Source organism: Amycolatopsis sp. NPDC003731, from assembly GCF_053586895.1.
Map to the genome: position 1 here is coordinate 1 of NZ_JBSFNC010000228.1, position 10664 is coordinate 10664.

Annotated in this window: 9 protein-coding genes; 2 read left to right on the forward strand and 7 right to left on the reverse strand. The window is 71.0% G+C overall.

What is annotated here, in order from left to right:
* Nucleotides 1-289 precede the first annotated feature (289 nt).
* The gene (locus ACWDN5_RS44405) at nt 290-781 is read right to left on the reverse strand and encodes a DUF6912 family protein (protein WP_191315199.1); all 492 of its coding nucleotides are present in this window, start codon (nt 779-781) and stop codon (nt 290-292) included.
* Nucleotides 778-2184 (reverse strand): WS/DGAT/MGAT family O-acyltransferase, encoded by a 1407-nt coding sequence (locus tag ACWDN5_RS44410; protein WP_310973431.1) that lies wholly within the window; start codon nt 2182-2184, stop codon nt 778-780. Before ACWDN5_RS44410 ends, ACWDN5_RS44405 begins: the two co-directional genes overlap by 4 nt.
* A gap of 34 nt (nt 2185-2218) precedes the next feature.
* On the opposite strand from ACWDN5_RS44410, the gene ACWDN5_RS44415 reads away from it, so the two are divergent.
* Nucleotides 2219-2980: a TrmH family RNA methyltransferase gene (locus ACWDN5_RS44415; RefSeq protein WP_310973432.1), complete on the forward strand. Its 762-nt coding sequence runs from the start codon at nt 2219-2221 to the stop codon at nt 2978-2980.
* A gap of 3 nt (nt 2981-2983) precedes the next feature.
* On the opposite strand, the gene ACWDN5_RS44420 is transcribed toward ACWDN5_RS44415, so the two are convergent.
* Nucleotides 2984-3358, reverse strand: coding sequence for an HAD-IA family hydrolase (locus ACWDN5_RS44420; protein WP_449680505.1), 375 nt, complete (start codon nt 3356-3358; stop codon nt 2984-2986).
* A 186-nt stretch (nt 3359-3544) separates the two neighbouring features.
* On the opposite strand from ACWDN5_RS44420, the gene ACWDN5_RS44425 reads away from it, so the two are divergent.
* A complete protein-coding gene (locus tag ACWDN5_RS44425) occupies nt 3545-3994 on the forward strand; it encodes an Rv3235 family protein (protein ID WP_449680500.1) in 450 nt (149 codons plus the stop codon).
* Between the two features lie 132 nt (nt 3995-4126).
* On the opposite strand, the gene ACWDN5_RS44430 is transcribed toward ACWDN5_RS44425, so the two are convergent.
* From ACWDN5_RS44430 to ACWDN5_RS44445, 4 genes are all read right to left on the reverse strand, one after another.
* The gene (locus tag ACWDN5_RS44430) at nt 4127-5338 is read right to left on the reverse strand and encodes a cytochrome P450 (RefSeq protein WP_449680501.1); all 1212 of its coding nucleotides are present in this window, start codon (nt 5336-5338) and stop codon (nt 4127-4129) included.
* 63 nt (nt 5339-5401) lie between these two features.
* Nucleotides 5402-8287, reverse strand: coding sequence for a preprotein translocase subunit SecA (gene secA, locus ACWDN5_RS44435; RefSeq protein ID WP_449680502.1), 2886 nt, complete (start codon nt 8285-8287; stop codon nt 5402-5404).
* Between the two features lie 206 nt (nt 8288-8493).
* A complete protein-coding gene (hpf, locus tag ACWDN5_RS44440) occupies nt 8494-9180 on the reverse strand; it encodes a ribosome hibernation-promoting factor, HPF/YfiA family (protein ID WP_449680503.1) in 687 nt (228 codons plus the stop codon).
* Nucleotides 9181-9855: 675 nt separating this feature from the next.
* Nucleotides 9856-10128 (reverse strand): hypothetical protein, encoded by a 273-nt coding sequence (locus ACWDN5_RS44445; protein ID WP_449680504.1) that lies wholly within the window; start codon nt 10126-10128, stop codon nt 9856-9858.
* Between the last annotated feature and the right edge of the window lie 536 nt (nt 10129-10664).

Below are 10664 nucleotides of genomic sequence, written 5' to 3' on the forward strand. Positions count from 1 at the left end.
GGTGGTGCCGGGTCAAGGCACGCTTTCCCGCCTTGACGCGGTACCACCGGCCGTAGTGACAATCGCGGCTTCGGGGTGGTGGGCACCCAGAACCGCCCAAGTCAGCGGCACCACCGAGCAGACCCGCCTCCACGAAGAACCGCCCGGTTTCGCGGCTTCAGCCCGCCCTCGCCCCCCAACAAACCCCCACCCACCACGGGGGGCGTCCCCAGTTCCACTCTACCGGCCCCCACCGACAAAACCCCAGCTCAAGGCCGGTTGTCCACAGGCGACCCGCATTGAGGACAACTCAGAGCAGCTCCAGCAGGAACGGCAGTTCCTGCGGCGCGTACCAAGCCAGCTCGTGATCCTCGGCGTCCCCCAGCGTGAACTCCGCATCCGGATCCCCCAGGTCAGCCGCGTCGATCACCGCCGCCGCCGCGGCCACCGCCTCCGCCGCCTCGGGGGCGTCCACGTGGATCGCCGCCACCGCCGACAGGGGGATCGGGCCGCCGATGCGGACCACCGGCGCGTCCAGGTCCGGACGCAAAGTCACTCCGGAAACGTCCGCCGACACCACCACCCGGCGCGGCTCGCCCTTCTCCTCCGCCGCGATCAGGCGCAACGAGGCCCGGGCCGCGTCCAGCAACGCCGCGTACTCGAGCTCCTCGTCCGACCCGCTCACGTACGCCTCGCGCAACGCCGGGGTCAGCGCGAACGCCGTTCCGCTGCGGGCGCGGAACTCCCCCGAGGTTTCGAGGTCGCGAAGCATCGCGATGGTCGCAGGCAGATAGACCCTCACCAGTGCGCACCCTTCAGCTCTTCCAGGGACTCTTCGATCATCCCGGCCACGAGATCCACGTCGAACGCGGCCTTGCGGTCGCCGTTCAGTCCGAAGTAGACGCCGCCGTGGTACGACGTCACCCCGATCGCCAGCGCCTGGGTGCGCATCAGCGGCATCACCGGGAACATCTCGACCAGTCTGGCCTCTCCCGCGTACATCGGCACCTGGGGGCCCGGTGAATTGGTCACCATGACGTTGAAGATGCGCCCGGACAGCGACCCCGCCGCCCGCGCGCCGAGCGAGTGGAGCGTAGCCGGGGCGAAGCCGCCGACCTTGAGCAGGCCGCGCGCCGCCACCGAACGGCCCGAATCGAGGTGCTCGGCCATCGCGTGGCCGATGTGCTGGAGCCGCAGGACCGGGTTCGGCTCGCCCACCGGCAGGTCCACCAGGTACGCCGCCACCTGGTTGCCGACCAGCCCCGGCGTCGAGTAGCCGGGCGTCTCGGCGTCGCGGACCGCCAGCGGCACCAGCGCGCGGATCGTCGTGTTCGGCGTCAGCTGGACTTCGCGCGACAAGAGCCATTCGCGCAGGGCCCCGGTGATGGCCGCGAGGACGACGTCGTTGACCGTGCCGCCGTGCGCCGCGCGGATCTTGCGGAAGTCCTCCAGCCGCGTGCGGACCACCGCGAACACGCGGCCGCCCGAGACCCGGACGTTCAGCGGCCCCGGCGGCGCCGGGCTGACCAGCGTGCGCAGCGTCGACGCCACCCCGCCGACCGTCTCGGCGAACTTGCCAGCCGCCGCGAAGGCGTCGTTCGCCGCCGACCGGACGTTCTCCACCACCTCGCCCGGCCGCTGGACGCCCTCGCTGATCGCGTCCAGCACCAGCTGGGTGCGGCTTGGCTCGCGGCGCGGTGTCCAGATGTCCTCGAACGGCTCCGGTTCGGCCGGCGCCGGATCGAGGATGAGCTGGCCGAGGTCGATCGTGCCGACACCGTCCACAACGGACTGGTGGGTCTTCGTGACCAGCGCCACCCGGTCGCCGGACAGGCCTTCGATGAAGTACGCCTCCCAGAGCGGCCGCTCCGGTGCCAGCCGCCGCGACATCAGGCGCGCGACCAGGTCGAACAGCTGCTCGTCACTGCCCGGCTGGGGCAGCGCCGAGCGCCGGACGTGGTAGTTCAGGTCGAAGTCGACGTCGTCCACCCACACCGGGCGCGCCAGGTGGCCCGGCACCTCCAGCACGCGCTGCCGGTACCGCGGCAGGTACGCGAGCCGCCCGCCGATGAGGTCGACCAGCTGGGTGTAGCCGAACCCGGACCGCGGCCGCTCGAAGATCGCCACGCCGCCGACGTGCATCGGGGTCGCGTGGTCCTCGACGTACAGGAACGAGGCGTCCAGCGCGGAAAGGCGGTCGGGCATGGGCCGATCCTTACACAATGGAAGACTGCGGGGTGTGGGTGATGAGTCGACGATCTCGCCGAAGGACCGGTTCCTGACCGTGTACGGCCGGAAGCCGGTGCTCGAGGCACTGGCCGACGACGGCCTGCGCGTGGACAAGGTGATCCTCGCCGACACCGCCCGCGGCCCCGGCGCCGCCGAGATCCAGCGCGCGGCGAAGGCCGCCGGCGTGCCGGTGCAGCGCGCCAGCGCTCACCGGGTCAAGGTGCTCGCCGGCAACGGCAAGCAGGATCAAGGGGTGCTCGCCGACGTCGTCGCCCCGCGGATGCGAGCGCTTTCCGCGGCGCTGGCCGACCGGCGCCCGCCGTCGCGGGTGCTGCTGCTGGACGGCATCACCACCCCCGCGAACGTCGGCATGATCCTGCGGACGGCGACCGCGGCCGGGCTGGACGGCGTGATCGTGCCCCGGCGCGGCGTCGCGGCGCTGGACCCGCTGGTGGTCAAGGCCTCGGCCGGAGTGGCGTTCCGCGCGCCGGTGCTGCGCTGCGGCTCGGCGCGCGAGGCCGCCGAGCTGCTCACCGAAGCCGGCTACGGGCTCTACGCGCTGGGCGCGTCGGCGCGCACCACGGTGTTCGACGTCGACCTGCCGCAGCGCGCCGCGTTCGTCCTCGGCGGCGAGACGGCCGGGGTCGGGCCGGAGGTCGGCGAGCTCGTCACGGAGTGGCTGTCGATCCCGATGCCGGGCGACGTCGAGTCGCTGAACGTCTCGGCTGCCGCCGCGGTGGTGTCGTTCGAGCTGGTCCGCCGCGCGCGCTGACCCTCAGCCGGTGGGGAACAGCACGGCGAGTTCGTCCAGCGTCTTGCTGACCGACCGGTGGTGCACCCCGACCATGCCCGCCTGGACGGCGCCGCGGATGTTCGTCGCGGAGTCGTCGACGAACGCGCAGCGCGCGACCGGCAGCCCGAGCCGGTCGGCCGCGATCAGGTAGACGGCCGGATCCGGTTTCGCCACGCCGACCTCACCGGAAAACACCAGAGCGTCGAAATAGTCGAACATGGTGTTCTTGACCTCGTCCGACGCGCCGGGAGCGTTGGACAGCAGCGCGGTGCGGACGCCCCGTTCGCGCGCGGCCGCCAGGTAGTCGTAGAACCGGCCGGCGTCAGGGTCCGTGAGAACTCCGGCGAAATCGACCAATAACCCTTTCAGCACGCGGCACACAATAGCCGGGCGCGTTGTGACGTGTCCCGCAGAGTGGCCCACCTACCGCATCCGGCGGCCGGAATCCACAGTTCGGCGGTTTTCGCCCGAATCGAGCGATTCCCGGTTCTTTTCCGGCCCGTTCTCGCCTCTAAGCGAAAGCCGAGTCAGGGAGGGCAGGAAATGATCGAGGAACATCGGTTGCGGACGTTGATCGACTGCGAGGTGCCGCGGCGGGCGGACGGTCGGCAGGTGCCTCAGCGGGAGGAGGAACGCGCGCGCTGCCCGGCGCCGAGACAGGGCGAGGCGGGCGAAGTCGGCCACCTGCTGAACATGCTGCTGGAGGCGTACGACGGCCGCCGACCGGCGGCGCAGGTCCGCGCACTGGTGGCGCCGGAGGTGTTCGCCGGGCTGGCCGGACCTCGCCGGCCGAGGCCCCGGCACCGGACGCAGACGATCCACACGTGCAGCCCGGCACCGGACGTGGTGGAGGCCTGCGCCCGCGTGGAGGCGGACGGCCGTTCGTTCGCCCTGGCGGCGAGGTTCGTGCGGACGCCGGTGGGGTGGCGGTGCGAGCGGTTCGCGCTGTTGAAGCCGCAGCCCCCGGCGAACCCGCTGCGGCGGGCGGCTTGAGGTGGGGTGTTGGGGGCCGCTCGCCGCCGGAGGCCGGTTGGGGCCTCTGGCTGGTCGAGGGACCTGCGCCGCGTCGTGCTGACGCGGCGCAGTCCCTGGTCAGGCCTGGTGGCGCGGGCAGCCGGGCCAGGGCTAATCGCTGCTGGTCACCGGGAGGCTCGACAAGCCGCGCAGGGTTGCCGTGGGATTCCAGGCCGGTGTTCCCGTCAACCTCAGGCCTGGGCGGCGGCGGGCCAGCTCGCGGAAGGCGATCCGGGCCTCCAACCTCGCCAACGGCGCTCCCAAACAGAAGTGGATCCCCTGGCCGAACGCCAGATGCCGGCCGGGCTTCAGCGCCGGGTCGAAGGAGTCCGGGGAAGGGCCCGTGGCCGGGTCGCGGTTGGCTGCTCCGATCACCACGATCACCTGGCTACCCTGCGGTATCGGCAGGTCCGCCAGCGTCGTGTCGCGCAGGGCCGTTCGGGCCGTCAGCTGGGCCGGCGAGTCGTAGCGCAGGACCTCCTCCACCACGCGCGCCGCGTTCTCGCCGTCCGCTCCCAGGGACTTCAAGCCCTCCGGGGAGCGCAGCAGCGCCAGTACGCCGTTGCCGATCAGGTTCGTCGTCGTCTCGTGGCCGGCGATCAGCAGGAGCGTCAACGTCACCAGGAGCTCGCCCTCGGTGAGCACGTCGCCCGCGTCCGAGACCGCCACCAGCGCCGACAGCAGGTCGTCGCCCGGCTCGCGCCGGCGGTCGGCCGCCAGCTCGCGGAAGTACGCGACGAACGACTGCCGTGCCCTGACCGCCGGTTCGAGCGTGTCCGGGGGCTGCAGGAATGGCGGGTCCAGGGCCCGCGCCATTGCGTGCGACCACTCCGCGAAGCGATCGCGGTCGTCCAGTGGCACGCCCAGGAGTTCCGCGATCACCTCGACCGGCAACGGCTTCGCGAACGCCGTCATCACGTCGAACTCCGCCGGCGCGCGGTCGATGAGCGCTGCCGCGAGTTCCTCGATGCGCGGCGCCAGCTGCTCGACCATCCGCGGCGTGAACGCCTTCGCCACCAGCCGCCGCAGGCGCGTGTGGTCGGGCGGGTTCAGCGACAGGAACGCCCGGACCACGCGTCCCGATTCGTCGACCGGCTGGTCCGGGAGGCGGTCCGCCGGGTCGAGGTACTCGGGTTCGGGGTGCCCGAACGCCGGGTCGCGCAGCACCTGCGTGGCCTCGGCGAGGCCGCTGACCACGAACATCCGCTCCGCGAGGGCCGCCACCGGGCGGGCCTCGCGCCAGCGGCGGTAGTGCGGGTACGGGTCCGGCCGCCGCTCGGCGCCGAACAGCGCGAAGAACTCCTGTGGATCTGCCGACGTCACAAAACCCCCATCAACGAAACCGGGGCGCGCGGATCTCGCCGCGCGCCCCGATCGACACCCGTGTCAGCGACGCGGGCCCTTCTTGCCCTTCTTGGCGGCGTCACGCTGGGCGGCACGACGGTCGCGACGCGTACCGCCGGCGCCACCGCCCGCGGCCTGCGCCCCACCTTCGGCGTGGGACTCGACCTCGCCGTCCTCGCCCGGACCGGACAGCATCATGCCCGACTGCTGGCCACCGCCGCCGAGACCCTTGCCGCGCAGGGCGGCCGGGACGGACTCGGTGTCGGTCGTCGGCGGCTGCGGCGGCGCCGGACGCGCGTGGCGGCCTTCGGTCGCCTGGCCGTTGCCGGTCGCGACACCCGTCGGCAGCGCCGAGGCCTCCTCGGCCGGGGGCGCCTCGGCGCGCTCGACCTGCAGGTTGAACAGGAAGCCGACGGCCTCCTCCTTCAGCGAGTCGAGCATCGCGCGGAACATGTCGAAGCCCTCGCGCTGGTACTCGATCAGCGGGTCGCGCTGCGCCAGCGCCCGCATGCCGATGCCCTGCTTGAGGTAGTCCATCTCGTAGAGGTGCTCGCGCCACTTGCGGTCGAGGACCGTCAGCATCACCTGGTGCTCCAGGGTCCGCATGCCCTCCGGGCCGACGAGCGCGTTGATCTCCTCTTCGCGCTGGTCGTAGGCGCGGCGGGCGTCTTCGAGCAGCGCCTGGCGCAGGCCGTCGGCGTCGAGGTCGCCGTCGTCCATCAACTCGTCCCAGGTCACCGAGACCGGGTAGAGCTGCTTCAGCGCCGACCACAGCTTCTCGTGGTCCCAGTCCTCGGCGTAGCCGTTGGCCGTCGCACCGTCCACATAGGCGTTGACGACGTCCTCGAGCATGCCCTCGATCTGGTCGCGCAGGTTCTCGCCGGCGAGGACGCGGTGGCGCTCGGCGTAGATCACCTTGCGCTGCTCGTTCATGACCTCGTCGTACTTGAGGACGTCCTTGCGCTGCTCCATGTTGATCTGCTCGACCTGGGTCTGCGCGCTCTTGATGGCCTTGGAGACCATCTTGTGCTCGATCGGCACGTCGTCGGGCAGCCGCATGGTCGTCATGACGCGCTCGACCATCGTCGCGTTGAAGCGGCGCATGAGCTCGTCACCGAGCGAGAGGTAGAAGCGGGACTCGCCCGGGTCGCCCTGACGGCCGGACCGGCCGCGGAGCTGGTTGTCGATGCGGCGCGACTCGTGCCGCTCGGTGCCCAGCACGTAGAGCCCGCCGGCCTCGCGGACCTCTTCGCCCTCGGCCTTCGACTCCGCCTTGACCTGCTCGAGGACCTCGGGCCACGCGGCCTCGTACTCCTCGGAGTGCTCGACCGGGTCCAGGCCGCGCTCGCGCAGCACCTGGTCGGCGATGAGGTCGGGGTTGCCGCCCAGCACGATGTCGGTACCGCGGCCGGCCATGTTCGTGGCGACCGTGACGGCGCCCTTCTGGCCGGCGCGCGCGACGATCAGCGCCTCCCGGTCGTGGTGCTTCGCGTTCAGCACCTCGTGCGGGACGCTCAGCTTCACCAGCAGCTTCGACAGGTGCTCGGACTTCTCGACGCTGGTCGTGCCGACCAGCACCGGCTGGCCCTTTTCGTGCCGCTCGGCGATGTCCTCGGCGACGGCCTCGAACTTGGCCTGCTCGGTCTTGTAGATCAGGTCGGCCTGGTCGACGCGGATCATCGGCCGGTTGGTCGGGATCGGCACCACACCCAGCTTATAGGTCTGGTGGAACTCCGCGGCCTCGGTCTCGGCCGTACCGGTCATGCCGGACAGCTTCTCGTAGAGGCGGAAGTAGTTCTGCAGCGTGATCGTCGCCAGGGTCTGGTTCTCGGCCTTGATCTCGACCTTTTCCTTGGCCTCGATCGCCTGGTGCATGCCCTCGTTGTAGCGGCGGCCGTGCAGGATGCGCCCGGTGAACTCGTCGACGATCATGACTTCGCCGTTGCGGACGATGTAGTCCTTGTCCCGGTGGAAGAGCTCCTGGACCTTCAGCGCGTTGTTCAGGTACCCGACCAGCGGGGTGTTCGCGGCCTCGTACAGGTTGTCGATGCCGAGCTGGTCCTCGACGAACCGGACGCCCTTCTCGGTGACGGCGACGGTGCGCTTCCGCTGGTCGACCTCGTAGTGGTACTTCGAGTTGATCAGGTTCGTCTTCTCGACGCGCTCGCGCGACCCCATCGTCGTGGTGTCGATGCCCTGCATGAGGGGGGCGAGCCGGGCGAACTCGACGTACCAGCGCGACGACTGGTCGGCCGGGCCGGAGATGATCAGCGGCGTCCGGGCCTCGTCGATGAGGATCGAGTCCACCTCGTCGACGATGGCGAAGTTGTGCCCGCGCTGCACGCAGTCGTCGAGGCTCCACGCCATGTTGTCGCGCAGGTAGTCGAAGCCGAACTCGTTGTTCGTGCCGTAGGTGATGTCGGCGTTGTACTGGGAGCGCCGCACGTCCGGCTGCTGCTCCGACAGGATGACGCCGACCTCGAGGCCGAGGAAGCGGTGGATGCGGCCCATCCACTCCGAGTCGCGCTTGGCCAGGTAGTCGTTCGTCGTGACGACGTGGACGCCCTTGCCGGGGATGGCGTTGAGGTAGGCGGGGAGGACGCAGGTGAGCGTCTTGCCCTCGCCGGTCTTCATCTCGGCGACCTGGCCGAGGTGCAGCGCCGCGCCGCCCATCAGCTGGACGTCGAAGTGGCGCTGGCCCAGCACCCGCTTGGCCGCTTCCCGGACGACCGCGAAGGCCTCCGGGAGCAGGTCGTCGAGGGATTCGCCGTCGCCGTTCCGCTTGCGGAACTCCTCGGTCTTGGCCCGCAGCTCGGCGTCGGTCAGGTCCTTGACGTCGTCTTCGAGGGTGTTGATGTGATCGGCGATGTTGCGCAGCCGCTTCACCATCTTGCCCTCACCCGCGCGGAGCAGGCGGTTCAGCACCATCCGGTCGACCTCACTAGCTGAATATGAGCGCGCCCAGGCCGGTCCCGGGCAGGTTCTCCCGCGGTGGCGGCCGTGTTCGGCACCACCTTCCCACCCCCATCGTAGGGAACGGTGGCCCTCGTGTGCACACGCCGTAGGTTCTGACGTGCGGAGGGCCCGCACGCGAGCGCGTGCGGGCCCTCCGGCTGACCTCCCTTGTACCCGGCTCAGCCGAGCCGGATCACGCCGTAGTCGAAGCCTTTCCGCCGGTAGACCACGCTGGGCCGGCCCGCGTCGGAGTCGTTGAAGAGGTAGAAGTCGTGGCCGACCAGCTCCATCTCGTAGAGAGCCTGGTCCACCGTCATGGGCTCCGCGGTGTGCTGCTTCTCGCGAACGACGCGGCCGGGCTGGTGACCCAGGTCGTCGTCGGCCCAGCTCTGCTGCTGGGGCAGGTGGAATTCTTCGGCACTCGCGAAGCCGTTCGCCTGCGGTTCGGCTTCGGGTGCGTCCAACACCGCGGTACGCGCGGCGGGACTGGCTGCGGCCGGGGATCCACCACCCGGCAGTGCCGAGGTCGCTTCGGCGACCGATTCCGGGCGGCTGCGGCCGTAGTGCACGCGCCTCCGGTCGTGTGTCCTCCGCAGCCGGTTTTCCAGCTTGGTGACTGCGGAATCGAGCGCCGCGTAGAAGTCGGCGGCACACGCTTCAGCGCGTACGGCCGGGCCCCGCCCCTTTCCGGTGATTTCGACGCGCTGGCAGCTCTTGGCCTGGCGCCGGTTGGGTTCGTGGAACAGTTCCACGTCGTACCGGATGACTTTCCTGTCGTAGCGCTCGAGCCGGGCCAGCTTTTCGCTGACAAGCGCCCGATAGTGGTCGGGCACCTCCACGTTGCGGCCCTTAACGACGATGTCCATACACGACCTCCCTCGCTGAGATGACTGCGAGCTGTTGTGTTCACACACGGCGCCGGTATTGCGGGGACGTAAGCCCGGATCGCGGGCTGAGAAGGAACTCGGAAACGGTGGACGACGTCTCGTTCCGGTGACCGAGCGCGGACTCAGCGCACCTCCGGCGCCAGGGACATGGGCTCGTCACCTCCCTGCCTGCGGGGATTGCTGATTGCGGAGCACGTTAGCTTCCTCACGCCCGTTACAACAGCCCCCGAGCCGGGGGATGTCAGGGGATGGGACTCGGTCACCCCGCGCAGTGATCGCGAAGTGGGCACCGCAAAACACCCGCTGGTCGGACGCGCCGCTGTCGCCGTGCTGTCACACGGACGGCGCATCGCTGCCTCCTGCTGGACGCCGAGGGTGACAGCCCGGTCTCCCACAGCCGCCACCCCGGTGGAGTGGTGCGGCGGCCGAGTGATCGTGATCGACACCCTCATGCCCGGACAACGGGCGCCGGTCCCTCCGCGTTCCCGGTTGTTGTCACTCGTGTAGGTGACGCCGGGTTCACCCGGGCGCGAGAAGTGCGATATTGGCTGGCTTTTTGCGGGCTGAGCTGGGGCGAGGTGGTTTGGGCGGTGTTTGATCGAAGTGAGCCCGCGGAACCGGTACCACCCTTTTTGATCTGTGCGCTTTGTTCTTTCAGCCGGCCGCCAGGAGGGTCAGGACGGCGGAGACGGTGAAGCCCGCCGCCGCCAGGGCCCGGGTGCAGGCCGCGGCGGTGGCGCCGGTGGTGATCACGTCGTCGAGCACCACGATGTCGACGCCCGGAGGCGGGCGGCCCGCTTCACGGAACTTCAGGCGGCCGGCGAGGTTGGCGGCGCGTTGCTCGCGAGTCAGGCCGACCGCGTCGCGGGCTGCGCCGGCGAGCTCCAGCGCCGGAGCGACGGTGACGGGGACGCCGCGAGCGGCCAAGACGGTGGCGGCTGCTTTGGCGAGGCGCTCGACGTGGGGGCCACCGCGTACCCGGGCTGCCGATGGGCGGCTGGGGGCCGGGACGAGGCAGATCGGCCGGGTGGAGAGGTGGGGCGGGGTCTTGAGGGTGGGCCGCGTCGGAGCCGGGCGGGTGGCGGCCGACAGACGCGCGAGGGCGGGATGAGCACCGGCCGGGTGGGGGTGAATGGCGCCGGGCCACGCCGGTGCGCCGGCCAGCCGAGCCCGCGCACGAGCCGGCCACGCCAGCAGGCGCCGCGGCCCGGCCTGAGGATGCGCCGGCCACGCTGACGGCCCGCTCGGCCAGGTCCGAGCATGGGCTGACCACACCAGACGCCCACCCGGCCGAGCCCGCGCACCATTCGGCCGCGCCGAGGGATGCGGCGGGATCGCGGCGGCGACCTGCGCGGCGGGGTCGGGGTTGCCCGAGCCGCGCGCCGGAGCGAACCGAGGTTCGGCCTCGCGAGCGTGAACGGCACCGGGCCAAGCCGGCGCGCCACCCGGCCGAACCCGCGCAC